The sequence below is a fragment of the Planktothrix sp. FACHB-1365 genome (assembly GCF_014697575.1).
GTDB lineage: Bacteria > Cyanobacteriota > Cyanobacteriia > Cyanobacteriales > Microcoleaceae > Planktothrix.
This window is the reverse complement of record NZ_JACJSC010000027.1, coordinates 59,513-79,329: the sequence shown is the minus strand read 5'-3', so window position 1 is coordinate 79,329 and position 19,817 is coordinate 59,513. Positions and strand designations below refer to the sequence as shown.

General features: G+C 40.0%; 21 protein-coding genes. 9 read left to right on the top strand and 12 right to left on the bottom strand.

Annotated features, from left to right (window positions below; all coding sequences use genetic code 11):
• Positions 1 to 123: 123 nt before the first annotated feature.
• The 7 genes from H6G57_RS22715 to H6G57_RS22690 form a co-directional block, all read right to left on the bottom strand.
• Positions 124 to 315: a hypothetical protein gene (locus H6G57_RS22715; protein ID WP_190522743.1), complete on the bottom strand. Its 192-nt coding sequence runs from the start codon at positions 313 to 315 to the stop codon at positions 124 to 126.
• 69 nt (positions 316 to 384) lie between these two features.
• A complete protein-coding gene (locus H6G57_RS22710; protein ID WP_190522741.1) occupies positions 385 to 576 on the bottom strand; it encodes a hypothetical protein in 192 nt (63 codons plus the stop codon).
• A gap of 64 nt (positions 577 to 640) precedes the next feature.
• On the bottom strand, positions 641 to 832 hold the full coding sequence (locus H6G57_RS22705; RefSeq protein WP_190522741.1) for a hypothetical protein: 192 nt from the start codon (positions 830 to 832) through the stop codon (positions 641 to 643).
• Positions 833 to 913: 81 nt separating this feature from the next.
• The gene (locus H6G57_RS22700) at positions 914 to 1,105 is read right to left on the bottom strand and encodes a hypothetical protein (RefSeq protein ID WP_190522739.1); all 192 of its coding nucleotides are present in this window, start codon (positions 1,103 to 1,105) and stop codon (positions 914 to 916) included.
• A 288-nt stretch (positions 1,106 to 1,393) separates the two neighbouring features.
• Complete coding sequence (locus H6G57_RS22695) at positions 1,394 to 2,986, bottom strand: glycoside hydrolase family 57 protein (RefSeq protein ID WP_190522736.1); 1,593 nt, start codon at positions 2,984 to 2,986, stop codon at positions 1,394 to 1,396.
• Between the two features lie 155 nt (positions 2,987 to 3,141).
• Entirely contained in the window at positions 3,142 to 3,267 is a 126-nt protein-coding gene (locus tag H6G57_RS29490; RefSeq protein WP_255528403.1) for a hypothetical protein, read from the bottom strand.
• 157 nt (positions 3,268 to 3,424) lie between these two features.
• Positions 3,425 to 4,123 (bottom strand): pirin family protein, encoded by a 699-nt coding sequence (locus H6G57_RS22690; protein WP_190522735.1) that lies wholly within the window; start codon positions 4,121 to 4,123, stop codon positions 3,425 to 3,427.
• 98 nt (positions 4,124 to 4,221) lie between these two features.
• Between H6G57_RS22690 and H6G57_RS22685 the strand changes: the two genes are divergently transcribed.
• Both H6G57_RS22685 and H6G57_RS22680 read left to right on the top strand, forming a co-directional pair.
• Entirely contained in the window at positions 4,222 to 4,548 is a 327-nt protein-coding gene (locus H6G57_RS22685; protein ID WP_190522733.1) for a helix-turn-helix domain-containing protein, read from the top strand.
• 247 nt (positions 4,549 to 4,795) lie between these two features.
• The gene (locus H6G57_RS22680; RefSeq protein WP_199314424.1) at positions 4,796 to 4,987 is read left to right on the top strand and encodes a hypothetical protein; all 192 of its coding nucleotides are present in this window, start codon (positions 4,796 to 4,798) and stop codon (positions 4,985 to 4,987) included.
• Between the two features lie 315 nt (positions 4,988 to 5,302).
• Here H6G57_RS22680 and H6G57_RS22675 read toward each other — a convergent pair whose 3' ends face one another.
• Together H6G57_RS22675 and H6G57_RS22670 are read right to left on the bottom strand one after the other, a co-directional pair.
• The gene (locus H6G57_RS22675) at positions 5,303 to 5,515 is read right to left on the bottom strand and encodes a helix-turn-helix domain-containing protein (RefSeq protein WP_190522731.1); all 213 of its coding nucleotides are present in this window, start codon (positions 5,513 to 5,515) and stop codon (positions 5,303 to 5,305) included.
• Positions 5,516 to 5,540: 25 nt separating this feature from the next.
• Positions 5,541 to 5,753, bottom strand: a complete 213-nt coding sequence (locus tag H6G57_RS22670) for a helix-turn-helix domain-containing protein (protein ID WP_072717801.1) — start codon at positions 5,751 to 5,753, stop codon at positions 5,541 to 5,543.
• Positions 5,754 to 5,868: 115 nt separating this feature from the next.
• Between H6G57_RS22670 and H6G57_RS22665 the strand changes: the two genes are divergently transcribed.
• Together H6G57_RS22665 and H6G57_RS22660 are read left to right on the top strand one after the other, a co-directional pair.
• Positions 5,869 to 6,396 (top strand): hypothetical protein, encoded by a 528-nt coding sequence (locus tag H6G57_RS22665; RefSeq protein WP_190522729.1) that lies wholly within the window; start codon positions 5,869 to 5,871, stop codon positions 6,394 to 6,396.
• Between the two features lie 191 nt (positions 6,397 to 6,587).
• Entirely contained in the window at positions 6,588 to 7,817 is a 1,230-nt protein-coding gene (locus tag H6G57_RS22660; RefSeq protein WP_190522727.1) for an RNA-guided endonuclease TnpB family protein, read from the top strand.
• Between the two features lie 11 nt (positions 7,818 to 7,828).
• On the opposite strand, the gene H6G57_RS22655 is transcribed toward H6G57_RS22660, so the two are convergent.
• Both H6G57_RS22655 and H6G57_RS22650 read right to left on the bottom strand, forming a co-directional pair.
• Complete coding sequence (locus H6G57_RS22655; protein ID WP_242049064.1) at positions 7,829 to 9,775, bottom strand: ATP-binding protein; 1,947 nt, start codon at positions 9,773 to 9,775, stop codon at positions 7,829 to 7,831.
• 59 nt (positions 9,776 to 9,834) lie between these two features.
• Complete coding sequence (locus H6G57_RS22650; RefSeq protein ID WP_190522723.1) at positions 9,835 to 10,776, bottom strand: phosphate/phosphite/phosphonate ABC transporter substrate-binding protein; 942 nt, start codon at positions 10,774 to 10,776, stop codon at positions 9,835 to 9,837.
• A 699-nt stretch (positions 10,777 to 11,475) separates the two neighbouring features.
• On the opposite strand from H6G57_RS22650, the gene H6G57_RS22645 reads away from it, so the two are divergent.
• From H6G57_RS22645 to H6G57_RS22630, 4 genes are all read left to right on the top strand, one after another.
• Entirely contained in the window at positions 11,476 to 13,248 is a 1,773-nt protein-coding gene (locus tag H6G57_RS22645) for a choice-of-anchor I family protein (protein WP_190522721.1), read from the top strand.
• Between the two features lie 187 nt (positions 13,249 to 13,435).
• Entirely contained in the window at positions 13,436 to 13,816 is a 381-nt protein-coding gene (locus tag H6G57_RS22640; protein WP_190522719.1) for a DUF1823 family protein, read from the top strand.
• 80 nt (positions 13,817 to 13,896) lie between these two features.
• A complete protein-coding gene (locus tag H6G57_RS22635; RefSeq protein WP_190522717.1) occupies positions 13,897 to 14,505 on the top strand; it encodes a hypothetical protein in 609 nt (202 codons plus the stop codon).
• Positions 14,506 to 14,925: 420 nt separating this feature from the next.
• Entirely contained in the window at positions 14,926 to 17,397 is a 2,472-nt protein-coding gene (locus H6G57_RS22630; RefSeq protein ID WP_190522715.1) for an ATP-dependent Clp protease ATP-binding subunit, read from the top strand.
• Between the two features lie 88 nt (positions 17,398 to 17,485).
• Here the strand turns inward: H6G57_RS22630 and H6G57_RS22625 are convergent, their stop codons facing one another.
• The gene (locus tag H6G57_RS22625) at positions 17,486 to 18,301 is read right to left on the bottom strand and encodes a hypothetical protein (protein ID WP_190522713.1); all 816 of its coding nucleotides are present in this window, start codon (positions 18,299 to 18,301) and stop codon (positions 17,486 to 17,488) included.
• Positions 18,302 to 18,590: 289 nt separating this feature from the next.
• Between H6G57_RS22625 and H6G57_RS22620 the strand changes: the two genes are divergently transcribed.
• Positions 18,591 to 19,808 (top strand): glycosyltransferase family 4 protein, encoded by a 1,218-nt coding sequence (locus tag H6G57_RS22620; RefSeq protein WP_190522711.1) that lies wholly within the window; start codon positions 18,591 to 18,593, stop codon positions 19,806 to 19,808.
• The last annotated feature ends 9 nt before the right edge of the window (positions 19,809 to 19,817 follow it).

The following is a 19,817-nucleotide window of genomic DNA, read 5'->3' as shown; positions in this document are numbered from 1 at the left end:
CAACCGTCAACCGTCAATAACAGGCAAGATGCCTGTTCCACAAAAAATATCCCCACTTGCTACAGCAAAGCGGGGGCATTGATAGATTCATGGTAAATTTCAGGTTATCTAATCACAAATCAATTAACTCATGGATGATCCACTTCGATCATAGTTACTTGCATTTTCAGTGGGTTTACCTTGAATTGTTGTCCGATAATCACCCGGTTCAATGCCAACTTCATCTGCAACACGATTGAGTAAAGATTGTTGACGATTTTTGATCATTTGATGATGACGCATCATTAAAGAACGAGCTTGATCTTGGGTATCCATAATCTGTTTGTCCTTTATTTAAAATTGAATGTTTTCTTGACTTAATCTTAAAAAAACTAACGTTGAGACTTAGCTCATGGTGGCGTTGCTACGTCCATAATTATTGGTAGCATTGGAGTTGGGTTTGCCTTGAATCATGGTGCAATCACCGGGTTCTGTACCGACTTCATCCGACACACGATTGAGTAAAGATTGTTGACGGTTTTTGATCATTTGATGGTGACGCATCATTAAAGAACGAGCTTGATCTTGAGTACCCATAATCTGTTTCTCCTTTATTTAAAATTGAATGTTTTCCTGATTTTAAAAAAACTAACGTTGAGACTTAGCTCATGGTGGCGTTGCTACGTCCATAATTATTGGTAGCATTGGAGTTGGGTTTGCCTTGAATCATGGTGCAATCACCGGGTTCTGTACCGACTTCATCCGACACACGATTGAGTAAAGATTGTTGACGGTTTTTGATCATTTGATGATGACGCATCATTAAAGAACGAGCTTGATCTTGAGTACCCATAATCTGTTTCTCCTGTTGTCGCTTGTGTAAGTTAAGGTTTGTTGAACGAAATATTAAGAAAGATTAAAATTCTTAATCGGACTAACTCATTGTGGCATTGCTGCGATCATAGCTAGTTGCAGAATGGTTGTTGGGTTTGCCTTGAATCAGGGTGCAATCACCCGGTTCTGTACCGACTTCATCCGCCACGCGATTCAGTAAGGACTGTTGACGATTTTTGATGGTGTGGTGATGACGCATCATTAAGGCGCGAGCTTGATCTTGAGTACCCATGAGTTTGTCCTCCTAAATAACGAGCCTAAAAAAGAACAGGCTGTTTTTGTCTTCAATTTTTAATATACCAGAAGATTCTGTAGTCTATTTTACAAAATGCCTCAACTTAACAAAAATTTACAAATTTCTTATCATTCACACATCTACAAAAAAAACCTCTACCGCAGGGGAGAGGATTAGGGGGACAAGGGGACGGGGGGACGGGGAGAAAGGGAGAAGGGGAGAAAGGGAGAAGGGGAGAAAGGGAGAAGGGGGGAAATGATTAACGTCTGACTGCTGTGCCTAGTTTTACATCAATGGTCGATAGACGCGAAAATCGATATTGGGGAAGATATTGTCAATGGCTTCGACTTTTTCCAGCCAACCCGAATCTACTTTACCAATTTTGAGATCTTCGTAGATTTTGTTAAATCGCATCAGGTGAGAACGGGTACGACGCACAGCGTAGGGGGTCATGGTTCCCGAACTCATGATAAAAGCCCAGTCGGAGGACTGTGCTAACAATAATTCTCGCGCGGCTTGATTCAGAGCGCGTAACTCTAGTTCACTACAGGGTTCTCGACCTGCCATTTTAATCATCCGCTCTGCGGCTTTGTGAAGATGGGGATAAATCCAAGCATTAGTATGATTGAGCCAATATTCATGGAATCCTTTATATCCCCAACTCGACTGAGCCGGATGACACACTTGTTGGGTGGGAAAAGCTTGAAGATAATCGGCTAAATGGGTCATTCCATAGATCTTTTGATCTTGCCAAGTTTTACGGAATAATTGATCCAGAAACCAAGGCCCCTCATACCACCAATGTCCGAAAAGTTCAGCATCATAGGGAGAGACAATAATCGGAGGGCGCTGCATAATCCCATGCAGATGTTCCACTTGGCGTTCACGGTTAAACACAAAGTTCGCAGCGTGTTCAGCCGTTTTCAACTTTGCCCAATAGGGATCATAAAGTTCCTTATCGGATAATCCTAAACCCCGACCCGTAATTTTGTAATACTTCACCCCGGTATTTTTACGCTGACCATTCGGCATAATATAGGGCTTAATATACTCATATTCCGCTTCCCAGCCCAAATCTTTGTAAAATTCTCGATATTCCGACGCTCCTGGATAACCGACTTCTGAAGACCACACCTGCTGAGAAGATTCGTTATCCCGTGCAAAAACCGCCACACCGGATTCTGTAAAAATAGGGGAATAGGTTCCAAAGCGAGGACGGGGACGAGCGTAGAGAATCCCATGACCATCGGTGAGAAAATACCGAATTCCCGCATCGGCTAACATTCGTTCTAAGCCATTATAGTAGGCACATTCGGGCAACCAAATCCCACGGGGACGACGGCCAAAGGTATCTTCATAATGTTGACAAGCAACTTCAATTTGTCCCCAAACCGCTTGGGGATACATATTCATCAGGGGTAAATAGCCATGAGTCGCCCCGCAGGTGATGATTTCTAAATTATTGGTATCTTGAAATTGTTTAAAAGCCGTAACTAAATCACCGTTGTAGCGTTCCCAAAGTTTGCGGGCGTTCTGCCATTCTTCCGCATAATGTTCCGCCAGATAACGAAGATGCCCATTTTTTTGATGACGATCTATTTCCTGTTCGATTAAATCTTGGAGGAGAGTGAGATGTTGATCATAGCGTTCCTGAAGGAGCGGGTCTCGCAACATGGACACCAGAGGAGGAGTTAAACTCATGGTCATCTTGAAATCAATTCCGTCCCGCTTTAACCCTTCAAACATTTGGATTAAGGGGATGTAGGTTTCGGTAATTGCTTCAAATAACCATTCTTCCTCTAATACATAGTCACTTTCAGGGTGGCGGACAAAAGGAAGATGGGCATGGAGAACCAGGGCGAGATAGCCAATAGCCATAGGGAGTTAATGGAAATACTAGGTTATCGGAGCTAGATAGATTTACAATATTTTAAGATTTTAAAACGAAAAGGTAAGATCCGAGCCAATAGAATTTTAATTAGTCATTTTAGAGGAATTTTTGTAACAAAGCTACCCTAGGAAGTGAAATTTGATCAGTCAAAGTCGCTGTGTTGATCCGCAGGTGTTAAATTGAAGGGTTTGGTGAGAATTCTCATGACATCCGATTGTTTTGCTAACGGTTCGATCGCACCCAGGACAAATCCAACCCTAAACTGCATTCAATCTTACTGTAAATATGACGTTGATCGAGAATTAATTTTTTAAATAAAAAGTTATTAGAGATACGGTTATTTGGCAATCCGTATGTTAGGGTTTTATGTTTAGTCCAAAACCAGAGTAAAGATCTTCTGGCAACATCCTTACTCTGGTAAAAAATTAGGCTAAATCAAACAGCAGAATTTCTGCATCACTAGAAGCGGTAAGAGTTATTTCAGGTTCTTGAGAAATCGCTACACCATCACCGGCTGTCAAAGAGAGTTGATTCAGGATGATTTCACCTCTAGCCACTTGTATCCAAGCATAACGTTGGGAAGGAAGGGAATAGGAAATACGATCGTTAGGTTGCAAACAGGCTGCATATAAATTAACATTTTGATGGATTTTTACAGCTTGATCAACATCATGGGGTGAAGCAATTAATTGTAACTGACCGGGCTGTTCTAATAGAGGAAAAGATTGCTGTTCATAGCTCGGCGATAAACCTTCAGTATCAGGAAGTAGCCAAATTTGTAACAAATGCACCGCCTCAGTTGTAGATGGATTAAATTCACTATGACGAATTCCTGTACCTGCACTCATGCGTTGAACTTCACCCCGTTGAATAATTGAACCTGTTCCTAAACTATCTTTATGTTCAAGGGAACCCTGCAAAATATAGGTAATAATTTCCATATCTCGATGGGGGTGAGTCGGGAAACCTTTACCCGGTTGTACCCAATCTTCATTAATCACTCGTAGGGATCTCCATCCCATATATTCAGGATCATAATAATTCCCAAAGGAAAACGTATGATAGCTTTCTAGCCAATCAATCTTAATGTGTCCTCGATCTTGAGACTTGCGAACTGTAATCATATTTTTCTTAGATTTAACCCTACTCTTTTTAATTTAGAAAAAAAACACTAGAATGGGAAGTACGCACTTTTTCGTTCGTCACGCCCGAACTTGGAACTATGCAAGGGTCTGAATTGCCTTTTAAAAAATCAACCTGTCCGGCTGAAATCCCATTAAAAGTGATGAGTGGACGCTGGAAAATTTTAATTATTCAAGAGTTATGGACAGAGGTAAAACGATTTAATCAACTCCAACGTTCTATTCAGGGAATTACTCATAAAATGCTCACAGAACAATTGCGAGAACTCGAAGCCGATGGCATTATTCATCGACAAGTTTATGCTGAAATTCCCCCTAAAGTTGAATATTCTTTAACGGAATTAGGAGAAGGATTAAAACCAATTTTAGAACAAATGCACGATTGGGGGAAATCCCCAACTAACTGATGATATATAGGGTCAAGCTTTGAATGTTACCACAAAGACACAAAGACACGGAAGTTGTTGTCAACATTAACCTGCTCATTACTATAAAGATGATTCTATTTTGATTAGACTAGGATGGGCAAAATCCCATGGAATCAGGTACAATCCCCTTTAAATAGGTACTATTAGACTATAGAGTACCTATATTAAAAATACTTATATAATAGAAAGAAGCGACTCCATAACCATAAAGCAGTGCTTTTTATCTATGCAATCTTTTGAACTGACCTTTTTCAATCGACAACCGATTACCCAAAAACTTCTTCAGACGATTCGCCTGATAGGGGAATATAAAGGGAAACAGGAGTTATACCAGCAACAGTCACCCCAGATGTTAGAAACGTTGCGACAAACTGCGGTGATTCAAAGTACCGAGTCTTCGTCCGGCGGTTTCTGTTGATTTAATTCGTCGGATTTTACGTCAAGAACGGGATGAGGGAAGAATAGAATGTGTAGGACGGGGCGTGGATGCGCGGTGGCGAAAGTTAAGGAGTTAGAGGTTTGAAAAAGTTTCCTAAACCTCACCAACTGAGTTTTTCAGCAATAATTAAAGTGTTGAGCTAAAGTTAACGATAAAAAACTAGCTTCAGAGCAGATTTTATATGAAATCCCATTATGAACGCTACAGATGATCCCCCCCAACCCCCCTTAAAAAGGGGGGAGATGTGTAGCCAACATTTAAAGATTTCATATTAGACCCAAACTAAGCAAATTTTTAATGTTCCAAAACTTCCACAACTTCCTCAATCATCACATCAAAAGTCCGTGCTAATTTCTGAAGGGCTGTAAAGTCAACTTTTGTCATCCCAGGACATCGGGCGTAATGTTTAACACTGTTATAAACTACACCAGAACGCTCTGCGACTTCCTTTAATGTCCAACCTCTCTCGGCTGCCAGTTCTCGGATTTTTACTCTAATTAAACCCATATTATTTTGATAAAAAATGACAATTTTATTCTTCTATAATTTCTACTAAATCTTCAATCATCACATCAAATGTTCTTGCTAATTTGTGTAATGCTGTAAAGTCAACCATTGCCATTCCAGAACGTCGAGCATAGCTTCTGACGGTGCTATAAATTACGCCAGAACGTTCAGAAACCTCCTTCAGTGTCCAGCCTTTCTCTTCTGCTAATTCTTTAACTTTGACTCTAACTAAACCCATACTTGACAAATGATGTAATTACATCATAGCATAAGAGAAAATCAAAAGCGATCGCCCCAGTCTCGCAAACAAACGGCGATCGCTGTGACTCCCTAAAACCAAGGAGACAATTTATATGATAGCAACACTCACGCCAAACGCACCCATTATTACCGAATCAAAAATTCTTCATAAATCTGCTATTTTGCATCCCTTAGCCAGATTTGTGACCGAACAGACGGTGGCGTTAATGTTTAACCTTCAGCGAGAACAGATCTATCAAATTCAATGCTGGCGATATGTGGTTTATGTTCATGGTCAGGGAATTAGCCAGTTTGTGAGTTATGCCGATTTTCCCGCTATCCTAGAAGTAGAACCCCCCAAAGCAGAAGATTTCCTGCGGTGGCGTCAACGCTGGTACAGAAGCCGTCGCAGTCAAAAAGCACCGGAGTTTTGGACAAAATTTTATAGTTTTCAATTTCATTACGCCGCATCCTGCAAACAATTGTATCAATGGGGTGAATTAGTGGGGTTAGTGAAAACTGCGATCGCACCCTCCGCAATAGAAAGATTAAGACAAGCTTATCGGGAAAAAAAGAAATCTGGGATAATCGGAATTAATCTGATCAAAACAGTCAGGAATTGTAACATTAGTCTAGGTTAGGGCGAGATCTTCAGGGTCAATATATTCTATTTTTTTTATCTAAGACCTCGGTTTGAAGACTCCCGTTACACCGTTAGGTTAACGGCGAGATGAAAAACCGAGCAATGTACCCAGCGTAGCACGATATTTTAATTTGACACAAAAACAGAAACTTGTGTTAGATTAGATTTAGGTCGATATTGGTGACATAAATGCTAGTTCTCGAATTTAAAGTTAGAGCGAAAGAACAACAATATAAAGCGATAGATGAAGCGATTCGTACCGCTCAATTCATCCAGAACAAATGTCTAAGATATTGGATAGATAACAAAGGGGTTGGACGCTACGATTTGAATAAGTATTGTCGCGTTTTAGCTCATGACTTTAAATTCGCTAACGAGTTAAACTCTCAAGCTAGACAATCTAGTGCCGAGAGAGCATGGTCAGCTATCGCTCGATTCTATGATAACTGTAAACGGAAAATTCCTGGTAAAAAAGGCTATCCCCGTTTCAAGAAAAATTGCCGTTCGGTTGAATACAAACAAACCGGATGGCAATTAAATTTAGAAAGTCGTAAAGCCATTACCTTTACTGATAAGAAAGGAATTGGACGGTTACGGTTAGTAGGAAGCTACGATTTGCATTTCTATCAACCCGAACAAATTAAACGAGTTCGATTGGTTAGACGTGCAGATGGTTATTATTGCCAGTTCATTCTTTCAGTTGACGTTCAAATCAAGACTGAACCAACGAATAAAACAATCGGTTTAGACGTGGGGTTATCTGCTTTTTACACCGATGATCAAGGTAATAAAATAGATAACCCTAAATTCTTGAGAATGGGAGAAAAGAAAATTAAGCGGTTACAAAGGCAACTTTCTCGGAAACAGAAAGGGTCTAATAACCGCAAAAAAGCGAGACAGAAATTAGCTAAGGCTCATCTGAAAATTAGTCGGCAACGAAAAGAGTTTAGCAAGCGTGTTGCATACTCCGTTATCCAATCTAACGATTTGGTAGCCTACGAAGATTTAAAGATTAAGAACTTAGTTAAAAATCATTGTCTAGCTAAATCAATTAGTGATGCAGCTTGGTATCAATTCCGTATTTGGCTTGAATATTTTGGTAGAAAATATGGTAAGGTTACTATTGCTGTTCCTTCCCAATATACAAGCCAAAATTGCTCTAATTGCGGAAAAACCGTCAAAAAATCCCTATCAACAAGAACCCACGTTTGTAGTTGTGGATGTCAGTTGGATAGGGATGAAAACGCTGCGAAAAATATTTTAAGAAGGGGATTAAGTACCGCAGGACATACGGGAACTTTCGGTTTAGAACCGATAAACGCTTTGGGAGAATTGACCTCTACTTTGGCGGGAGAAATCCTGTTGGGGCAAGTTGATTCGTTGAACAAAGAATCTCCCGTCACATCGCTTTGCGATTGACGGTGAGAGTGTCAAACCTGTCTTCTGTTGCTAGTGTGTTTGAGTTTGTCTTTTGCTTCCGGCTTTGAGGTTATCTCTTCAATGATTCTAGGTAAGAAAAAAGTAAACGTTGAGCCCACATTAATTTCACTAGAGACAGTAATATTCCCTCCCATTAATTCACAAAGCTGTTTAGTAATCGATAATCCTAATCCAGTACCTCCATACTTACGAGTGGTAGAATTATCAGCTTGAATAAACGGATCAAAGATTTTATTAATTTGTTCAGGAGTCATACCAATTCCGGTATCAGCAACACTAAATGTAATCCAATCGTTGGCTTTTGAAGAGAAAGATTGATTAACTGAAGAAGAATGTAAATTAGGTTGATGTTGACTGGATATTTGCCGAATAGAAGAATGAGAAATCGTGAGAGTAATAATACCTGCCTCTGTAAATTTAGTAGCATTACTCAATAAATTAAATAAAATTTGTTTAACTTTTGTTCGGTCTGCAACCATTTTGCCTAAATAATTCGCCCCCTTAATAATCAAAGTATTATTATTAGTTTGAATCAGAGGTTGAATCGTAGATTGAACTTCATTAATTAACGTAGAAATATCAAAACTTTCTAAATAAAGAGTCATTTCTCCCGATTCCAATTTAGAAATATCTAAAATATCTTGAATAATCGTTAGTAGGTGCATTCCTGATGCTTTAATTTGTTCTAAATCGGGTACTAAATCCAAATACCCTAAATCTTTAGCATCTTCTTGGAGTAAATCACTATAACCAATAATTGCATTTAAAGGGGTGCGTAATTCATGACTCATTCGGGCTAAAAATTCATTTTTAGTTTGGTTTGCGGCTTCTGCGGCTTCCATCGCTTGCTGCAATTCTATTTGGGCTAATTTACTTTCGGTAATATCCCGAACAATGGCTAAAACTTCTTCCTGACCACTAACCACAATTCGAGCTTCAAAATGACGGCGTTTCCCCTGAACAAACCATTCATACTCAAAAATCTGTATGTTGTGGGTTTCTAAAGCAGTGGTAACATAGTGAACATAAGTCTGGGCAATATAATCAGGCAATAAATCATAAACCGTCCGATTCATAAATTTACCGAGCGATCGCAAGAAATGATCTCCTCTAGGGGCTTTAAAATCCAAAAACAAGCCATCTCGATTAAACCGAAACATCAAATCAGGAATAGCATTTAATAACGCTCGATTTTTGGCTTCACTGTGCCGTAAATCTTCAGCCCTTAATTCCAAACTTTTAATTAACTGTTCTTTACTCTGAATTAAATCCCGCAATTGATCCGTCATACTATTAAACGAATCCGCCAAAACTTTTAATTCATCCTGGCTATTAATCTCAATTTTTCGACTTAAATCACCCGCCGCTAATTGTTGTGTTGCTATAGTCATCTGTTGTAGCGGTTCAGTAATAGACCGACTAATTAACAACGCCAAAGACGTTCCTGCACCTGCTGCAATTAACGCAACAATAATCCCTTGAGTGCGAACTTCTGCCATTTTTTTGTATAAAGGGGCTGTAGGCAACCCCACACTTACAGCACCCAAACGTTGACGGCCCACCACAACCGCACGACCCGCTAATAATTGATCGGCTTCCCAGAGGAAAATCGGCTGATCACTTTGAATTAATTGTTGACCTAACGGATCTGGTTTAATCCCATAGGTTAGAACTGAATTACTATAAGCATCCGCCACCACCCGTCCGTCTTTTTCATAAACTCGACCCGCAACTAAAACTTGATTTCGTCCCAATTGCTGCATAATTTCTTCCAAGAAATCTGCATCTAAAGTGTAAAGCGGATCAGAAGTGGTAACGGCTAAAGTATTAAGTAGAAGTTCAGCTTGTTGTTCCAACTCTTGGCGAAACGTTTGTTGTTGACGGTGGAGTGAGAGCCAAGTAACACCCGCCACCGCCACAATCACCAAGCTGGTCATAGCTAACGAAAGTTTCGTGGCTAGCGATAATCGTTTGTGTCGGAATGGGAGCATCCAACTCACCTGTTTTGAACTTGTTCATATAACTCTTGCATTCTGGCAATGTCTTTTTGAGTCGGGAACGTGTCAAACTTAGCCGTTTCCTCAAACTGTTCTAAGACAGCCTTTCCTTCTGGGGTTTTATCCATGTCTAGCATGATTTGTTTAATGGCTTCCACCTGTTCAGGGGGTAAACCGGAACGAACTAAAACAACGTGTCTGGCTACTTCCTCGGTTTCCCCTAAAATTACCATTGCATTGCGACTTTCTTCGGGAATTTCTAAATAACTTCGATAATCAACTGCTGCTGCATCGACTTTACCGCTAATCACCCATTGAATATTATTTTGATCATCTTTACTAAACACATACCCCACTTCATCACTCGCTACCTCATCGGTAGTGGAGTCCTTTTCCTTCAGTGTTAAACCAGTTTCCTTAAGATAAACAAAGGGTAAAACAAATCCAGAAGTTGAAGTGACATCATCAAAAGCCATCATTTTTCCCTGCAAATCTTCGGGGCGTTCAATCCCACGATCTTTTAAGGCAAAAATAATGGTGTGATAGGTTGGATCTCCCCCCTTCCAACGCCGTAAAATAGCTTGAGAACCTGATTTGTTGGTCGCAATCATGGCTGGATAGGGACTATCAAAGTAGAGATCGACTTGACCCGACTTGAGAAATTCTGCCATTGTTCCCACATCTGGTGCTACTTTGACCTCCCCCATCCCAATCTCAAATTGAGATAAGCGTGCTGCTAAGTAGTCCGCCAAAGGTTGATAGCGAGTAATTTTTTTAGCAGGTTGGTTGGTTACATCCCCAATCACAAGGGTTTTTGTACCTGTGGAAGTAGGGGTAGGTGTTGGTGTCGTCGCTGAGGGAGTCGGTGAAGTCTGAGTGCAACCCACTATTAGGCTGACAACACTCAGAAGCAAGAGGTTTCCCAAAATTTTATGCAACATTATCTATGATTCTCCCAAGGAGATGGGGTAGGGGGAAGTTCTCTGTATTTCTTAATTTGTTGACGATTGCACCGGAGTTCAATAGACAAATTTTGACCCTGGGGTAGATGCCAAAAGCCGAACTTTAGAGGCTTAGTCCTGAATTGCTCGAATCATGACATGATGATTTTCAGGTGTGATCAGAGAAATCTCGAACAGAGGTCTGTCCTGAAATTGCAACTTATCCGTGATCTTAACAAAATCTGAACCCATTGTCTGTATCAGTACAGAGTCATGATCCCGAAAATTTACAGGGGATAATCGAAATTCTGAACCACTTTTTTAAAGATTCTGTAAAAATATCCGTATTTTCTCTGATGAAAACTTGTCTTTTTCGGGAAGCCATGTAAAAATTCCCTATATTTACCCAAATTAATGTTCTAAAATTCCTTGTGAGTTGCCCTTATTCAAGGCTTAGGATACACCCTAACTCCTGACAACAGATTCTCACCTCCCTTTAAGTAAGGAGTTTTGAGAAGTGATAAGGCTATTCTCCCAAAAAATAGCCAACAAAATTTTTAAGATTTTGTTTTTTTTATTTTTGCTGTTAAATCAGCTTATTTTAGGAAAAATGGGTTAAATCTTAGAGTTTAAACCGGGTTTGATTAGGGTAAATGAACATTAGTCTGACAAAAATTAATATCAGGAGACAATGGCTTTATGTTAAACAATCAGGGTCAAAGCATCAGTTTTATTAAGACACCAGGCTGGATCAATTTAGTAATTCCCTCAACTTTTCTATTGGGTTTGATGGCTACGCCTGCAATGGGGCTAACATTAAAACCACTAGGAACCTACTCAACAGGGATTTTTGATGATGGAGCTTCATTAATCTCTGCTTTTGATCCTAAATCAGCTAATTTGTTTGTTACCAATCAAAGTACAAATTCTATTGATATTCTCAATATCCAAGATCCAACCAATCCTTTCCTGAAGCAAAGTATTGATGTCACTCAGTTTGATCCTAGCTTTGGAACGGTTTTAAGTGTAGGTCAAACGAAATATCAAAATACAAGTTTATTTGCTGTCGCTGTTAAAAATATCGATACTCAAGCTCCGGGAAGCATCCTTTTCTTTAATCCTGATGGAACTTTATTTAATAGCAGTTTAGAAAAATCTTCTGTACAGGTGGGTGCGTTACCTGATACTTTAACCTTTACCCCAGATGGTAAAAAAGTATTAGTGGCGAATGAAGGCGAAGCTAACTATGTAACAAATGTTAATCCAGAAGGTTCCATCAGTTTAATCGACTTAGAAAAACTATTTTTGGGGGAAAGTCCAACCCAGAAATTTATTGGTTTAACAGATTTCAATGTTGGCGGTTCAAAATATGATCAATTGGGTGAAAGTGTCCGAATTTTTGGGCCTGATGGTATTACCGTTGCTCAGTCCCTCGAACCTGAATATATTGCTGTTTCTGATAATGGAAAGAAAGCTTGGGTGACATTCCAAGAAAATAATGCTGTGGGTTTATTAGATCTGATAACAGAAGAATTTACCAAGATTGTTGGATTAGGAGTCAAGGATTATAGCCTACCTGAAAACAGTTTAGATGTCAGTGACAGAGATAAGGCGATTAATATCAAAAACTATTCTAATCTCTACGGGTTTTATCAGCCTGATGAGGCAAAATCTTATAAAGTGGGTGGGAAAAACTATGTAGTTATTGCCAATGAAGGCTCTAGTATTGATGAAGATGGGTTTAGTGAAGAAGTCCGGGTAGCAGATTTAGTTCTTGATCCCACTGCTTTTCCCAATGCAGCACAATTACAAAAAAAAGAAAATTTAGGTCGTTTGATTGTCACGAATCAACAGGGAGATACGGATGGGGATGGAGACTTTGACGAACTTTATACCTTTGGGGGCCGTAGTTTTTCCATTTTGGATGAAGAAGGTAATATAGTCTTTGATAGTGGTAATCAGTTTGAAAAAATTACAGCCGATTTATATCCACAGTTTTTCAATTCTGATAATTCAGTCAATGATTTTGATAGTCGCAGTGATGCTAAAGGGCCAGAACCAGAAGGAATAACGATTGGCAAAATTAAGAATCGCACCTATGCCTTTATTGGTTTAGAACGAATCAGTGGTGTGATGATTTATGATATTACCGATCCCTTAAATCCTTCCTTTGTTAACTATTCTAATAATCGCAACTTTAATGTTGCTTTTGATGTCAATGCAGATGGTGATCCTGCACCTACCCCTGAACAATTATTAGCCGTTGGTGATTTGGGTACAGAAGGTGTCTTGTTTATTTCAGCTAAGGATAGTCCTACAGGTAAACCTTTAGTTGTTACCGCCAATGAAATCAGTGGAACTACAACCATTAATGCAGTTGTTCCTGAACCGGGAACGATTTTAGGATTATTAACTTCCGGTGTTTTAGGTGGATTATTCCTCAAACGCAAACGTTCAGGAACTATCGCTTAAAATTTTGAATGTTCATTCATTAAATATCTAAGTTCTACCTCAATCCCTATTTCATCAGCAATAGGGATTTTCTCAATCTAGGGTTCAAAAATTTCCCTCTACTAACCCAGACAATTGCGATCGCCCCTCTATCCTAATAATATATCAATAGATTAAACTTACAGTCTAAAAATCAAACCGTCTTATCATGGCTCAATTTCTTGAACTTCCCCCCTTGACTTCTGATACCATTTGGGCAATTATCAACGAAGAAATTGATGATACAATGGTTAATCAATTGGTTTGGTATTATTTAGGATATCAATATAATCCTGAAACCGATCAATGGGATGGAACAAATGCTGATCCTCATTGGAAAGAAGACTATCCAGAACCTCCTGATTTTATTGAAAGTCGTCCAGCAACAATAAAATTAACTCGTTCTATCCCTGCTGAAAATAAACAAATGTTAAAGGAAACATTGGGTTTTAAAGGTTATAAAATTGGAGAATTTACTCCCCGACACACCCGACGAGCAACGATGGCAAATTGGTTATTATCTCAAATGAGAATTATGAAATTAATCTAAAAACCAGGTTAAAAAAGTTAAAATCTTGATAAAATAGGGGAGTTAATACTTCCCTCTTTGTTTGAATTACTCCATCAAAAATGCAAAGATTCAACGGCTCAAAACGTTTAAGTCTATCTCTTATAACCGGAGGAATCAGTTTAATCTTAAGTCTTCCCACTTTAGCTGAACCCGAAAGAAAAATTATCGGAAATTGTGAACCCGAATCTTGTGAAACCCTCTGGAAAATTTTACAGTCTAACTTTTCAGAAAAAACCCAAAGTTATCAAAAGGACTGTTTACCTCCTCAACTCTTAGGGTTATCAGTAAACTCTAATTCCGACCAAGAGAAAGTTGTTTATTTGAGTTGTTGGGAAGCGAAAGTAGAAAATGGAGAACGACCCGGACTGCCATTAGGGATTCTTCCCTTACCAGGTTATGAACAACAATTTGGGGTAAAAATTTCGAGCGATGATCCCAAAATTCAAGCTATTTTAAATCGAAATAGTGAAAAAGTCGAACGCATGAGTTTTGAATGTGGCACTTATGGCGGTGATATTAATATTTTAGTTTCAGAAGATGAAAAAGTTACTTTACAATGTTATTTTCAAGTCGGAGCCAACTTATTTGATTCAAATGGGGATGGTGTTCCCGATGGTATGTATGGCAAAGGCATAGGAGTTGATTTTACCGAAGACTTAAAAAAATAATAGGGAGGGAACAGGCAATAGGCAATAGGCAATAGGCAATAGGCAATAGGCAATAGGCAATAGGCAATAGGCAATAGGCAATAGGCAATAGGCAATAGGCAATAGATAAGGGTTAGAGGTGGAGTTCCCTATAGCAGTCCTATTTAATTTGTATCCCAAATTTCTGATCAGCTTAACACAATATCTTTTCTCCCTTACCTCATCTCCCCCCATCTCTCCCCGTCCCCCCGTCCCCTTGTCCCCCCATCCCCCCGTCCAAAAATTACGGCTGTCCTCACTACACTTTCAACCCGATAACGATAAATTAGGTATAGTATCTAAACAAAAGTTTACATCTGGATCTTAAAACCTATCATCACTCTCGCCAGAGGGATGACAACTCCATAAAAAGCAAACGTTATACGGGAGTGAGCACAGAGAATGTTTGAATATTTTTCTGATAAAGCAATTAAGGCGGTGATGTTATCTCAGGAAGAAGCGCGACGCCTGGGACATAACTTTGTGGGAACCGAACAACTGTTAGTCGGTTTGATGAGCGAAGGGAGCAATATTGCCGCTAAAATACTGGTAGCCCAAGGGTTAGTCCTGCGCGACGTACAGAAAGAAGTTGAAGCCATTATTGGTCGGGGTTCAGGTTTTGTCCCGGTTGAAATTCCCTTTACCCCTAGGGCGAAACGCATCTTTGAAATGGCGATGAAAGAAGCTCGCCAAATGGGGAATAACTATATTGGCCCAGAACATATTTTATTAGGATTATTGCAGGATAACGAAGGCGTTGCCGCCAAAGTCCTAGAAAATCTGGGCGTTGACCGTTCTCAACTCCGTACCGAAGTCATTAAAGCATTAGGCGATGAAACCGTAACCTCTGGAGGAAGCGGTCGTCGGGGTTCCGCTAAAACAGCCACCTTAGATGAATTTGGCACGAACTTAACCCAATTAGCCGCCGAAGGTAAACTCGATCCAATGATCGGTCGGGAACGGGAAATTGAGCGGGTGATTCAAATTTTAGGACGTCGGACGAAAAATAACCCCGTGTTAGTTGGGGAACCCGGTGTTGGGAAAACAGCCATTGCGGAAGGCTTGGCTCAACGCATTGTCAATAATGATGTTCCCGATGTGCTGGAAAATAAACAAGTGATCAGCTTAAGCATGGGAACCTTAGTGGCGGGAACCCGGTTCCGGGGAGAATTTGAAGAACGACTAAAAACCATTGTTGAGGAAATTCGCACCGCCGGAAATATTATTTTAGTCATTGATGAACTGCATACCCTAGTCGGTGCAGGGGCTATTGAAGGCACAATGGATGCCTCTAATATGCTTAAACCTGCATTAGCGCGGGGTGAGTTGCAATGTTTGGGAGCAACCACCCTGGATGAATATCGCAAATATATTGAACGGGACGCCGCTTTAGAACGTCGGTTTCAACCCGTGATGGTGGGTGAACCCTCCGTTGAAGAAACCGTTGAAATTTTGTTTGGGTTGCGTCGCGCCTATGAACAACACCATCAATTAACGATTTCTGATCAAGCCTTATATGCCGCCGCGACCTTATCCGACCGTTATATTAGCGATCGCTTTTTACCCGATAAAGCCATTGATTTAATTGATGAAGCGGGCTCGCGAGTTCGGGTGATGAATTCTAAAGTTCCCCCCGAATTGCGTCAATTAAAACGGGAATTAACGAAAGTTATTGCCGAAAAAGAAACGGCGGTGAAAGTGCAAGATTTTGATAAAGCCAGCCAATTGCGCGATCGCGAATTAGAAATTAAAGACAAACTGGAAACCCCCAGTGAAAAAGTCAATTCTGCTTCTGGGTCTTTAATTGTTACCGAAGAAGATATCGCCGATGTGTTAGCGGCTTGGACAGGAATTCCGGTCAATAAATTAACTGAATCTGAATCGGTTAAATTATTGAAGTTGGAAGATATTTTACATCAACGATTAATTGGTCAGCATGAAGCCGTCAATGCCGTTTCTCGCGCCATTCGTCGAGCTCGTGTGGGGTTAAAAAATCCTAATCGACCTATTGCCAGTTTCATTTTTTCTGGCCCTACAGGAGTCGGAAAAACGGAATTAACCAAAGCCTTAGCTGCCTATTTCTTTGGGTCAGAAGAAGCGATGATTCGTTTAGATATGTCGGAATATATGGAACGACATACAGTATCTAAATTAATCGGTTCTCCCCCAGGGTTTGTCGGTTATGATGAAGGCGGACAATTAACCGAAGCGGTGCGTCGTCGTCCCTATACGGTGGTGTTATTTGATGAAATTGAAAAAGCCCACCCGGATGTCTTCAATTTGTTATTACAAATCTTAGAAGATGGACGATTAACTGATGCTAAAGGTCGCGTTGTCAGTTTCAAAAATACCTTAATTATTATGACCTCTAATGTGGGTTCTAAGGTGATTGAAAAAGGCGGTGGCGGTTTAGGATTTGAGTGGTCAGCTTCGGAAGAAGATCAACAATATAACCGCATTCGGAATTTAGTGAATGAGGAACTGAAACAATATTTCCGTCCTGAATTTCTCAACCGTTTGGATGAAATTATTGTCTTCCGTCAATTGCAGAAATCTGAAGTTAAGGAAATTGCAGATATTTTATTGCGAGAACTCTTAGCTCGGTTAACTGAACGGGAGATTACCTTAACGGTGAGTGAACGGTTTAAGGAACATTTAGTTAATGTTGGTTTTGATCCCAAGTATGGCGCAAGACCGTTACGTCGGGCGATTATGAATCTGTTAGAAGATGCTTTAGCAGAAGCATTATTAGCCGGAAATCTTAAAGATGGAGATAGCGCCTTAGTTGACTTAGATTCTGAGGGGAAAGTTATTATTTTACCCGGAGAACAAGCCCTAAATTCGATGAGTGAATACGCTATTACTCACTCATAATTCCCTTGAGGAAAACCCATTTTACTGAGTAGGATGGGTTTTTCTTTCTTTTCTTGTAAATTCCGAGGGAAAAGCCTAGAAAAGCTGCTTATTTGGGAATCCAAATTTCAATTTGACCTTGGGGTAATTCTCCTTCTGTTCCCAACTTTTTGAGAATAAAGGGTTTACTCAATTGTTTCTCCACCAAGGCTTTAACTTGGGTCGCGGTCGGTAAATCTTCATCATAAAAATAGCGGATTTCAGGAGAATATTCTCCGGGCATTAATTTAATACTAGGAGCTAATAATTTTTCTTCTATTTGATTTAAACTATTTTGTAACGCTTTAGCAACGGATCTCAATTGTTCGTTTTGAAAGTGGATATAGACAAAATGCAAATTATGTTCACTATTTAATTGAGAAATTTTATACATTAAATCAGGATTTGGTTTTACTTCTTGTCCTGAAACTAAAACCGGATGAAATTTCTTTAACATTTTATTATAAACCGGTTTTGCCCGTTCGGGTGCTTCCTGCTTCAAAATTTCATAGGCATAAAGAAACGTCAGATCATTATAACTCATCATATTGACGAGAATTCGCTCTGTAATATCTGTTATCAAGGCTTTATTTTGATCTTTTAAAGTATTATATAAAGCACTTAAAGCAATATCTTGTCGCAAATTATTTTGTGTATTATTATCCGACAATTCATCAATTAAAGCTTCTACTAATTGAGCATTAACTTGTTGATTTCTGGCTTGATTTTGAACTTGTTCAATCATCGCCCTTTGCTCTTGAATCATTAAATTTTGTTGCTGTTGGTAACTATTAATCACCATGCCAATACCCGCAATAATCGCAGCAGAAACGAGATTAGCAATCACTGCGGCTTTATCCCAAATATCTTTTTGTTTGTCTGCCATATTTTTGTAAAGTTAAAAACATCCCCTGTAAACCGATGAATCCCAAAACTTATATTTTTAGGTTCTTCTATCGTTACAATAAATTGAATAAGCTATTGTACATCTAAAATTTAATTGTCTTCAATTTCCTCTCTCCCCCACTCGGTGACTCCACCGCCTACATTCCGATGTCAACTTGCCCAAATAACGTGAGTCATCTGATGAGTTCCACTAATTTGAGGACAGAACGCAGTAATCGTGGTAAAGTCATGCTCAACAAACAAATTTTAAGAAATTCCAAATCACTTGAATGCACATTGCTTGGCTTGGAAAAAAATCACCCTTTTGCGGTAACGTTACTTATTCTAGGGAAATCACGAACGCCCTGTTAGACCGGGGCCATCGCGTCAGCTTTCTGCACTTTGCCCAAGAAGCAACGAATGACCGCACCCCAGAATGGCAACTGGAAAATGGCAGTTGGAAAATTTCTACAGGGGACAAAAATAGTAAGGTGACACCTTTTCCCATGACTCAGGAGGTGTCTTTGCCTTGTCTGTATAAATCCCAAGTTTATACCATTCCCACCCTCAGTTCCAGCAAAGTCCTAACGGAGTCTCTACAACGGTTGAAACCCGATCTCGTTCATGCGTCCCTGACCCTTTCGCCGTTAGATTTCGTTTTACCTGAAATTTGTGCAGAACTGAATATCCCTTTGGTGGCGACGTTTCACACTCCCTTTGACCATAAATTACGCAATATTAAGTCAGGAACCCAACATTTAACCTATCAAATCTACGCGCCGTTTTTGGCAAACTATGACCGTGTGATTGTCTTTTCCCAAGTCCAACGGGAAATGCTCAACCGTTTGGGAGTCCCAAAACACCGGGTTGCTGTGATTCCCAATGGTGTAGATGTGGAGAAATATTCTCCGGGGCCATCCCGGTTTAAGGAAGAATTGGGTGCAGACCGGGTATTTGTGTATCAAGGTCGTTTAGCGACGGAAAAAAACGTTGAGTCGTTGCTAAAGGCTTGGAAAAAGTCGGAAATGGGGCCAGGTTGTTTATTAGTCATCGTGGGTGATGGGCCGATGGAAGCTTCGTTACAAGCCTCTTATAACGGAGAAGAGGGGATTATCTGGTTTGGGTTCGTGGGAGATGAAGACCGACGGATTGAAATTCTGCGAGGGGCGGATGTGTTTGTGTTACCGTCGATGGTGGAAGGCTTATCAATCTCGTTATTAGAGGCAATGTCCTGTGGGACGGCTTGTGTGGCGACGGATGCGGGGGCCGATGGGGAAGTCATGGAAGGCGGTGCTGGAATTATTATGAAGACTCAGGGGGTAACATCCCAACTGCGAACCCTATTACCATTATTACGAGATCACCCGGAAATGATTCCCATTGTGGGTCAAAAAGCCCGTCAACGGGTTTTAGAACGTTATACTCTCAGTCAAAATATTACCCAATTAGAACATCTCTATCGAGATTTAGTTCAAGAACAACGTTTAGAATTCAGCCATGTTGTCTAATCCGTAGGG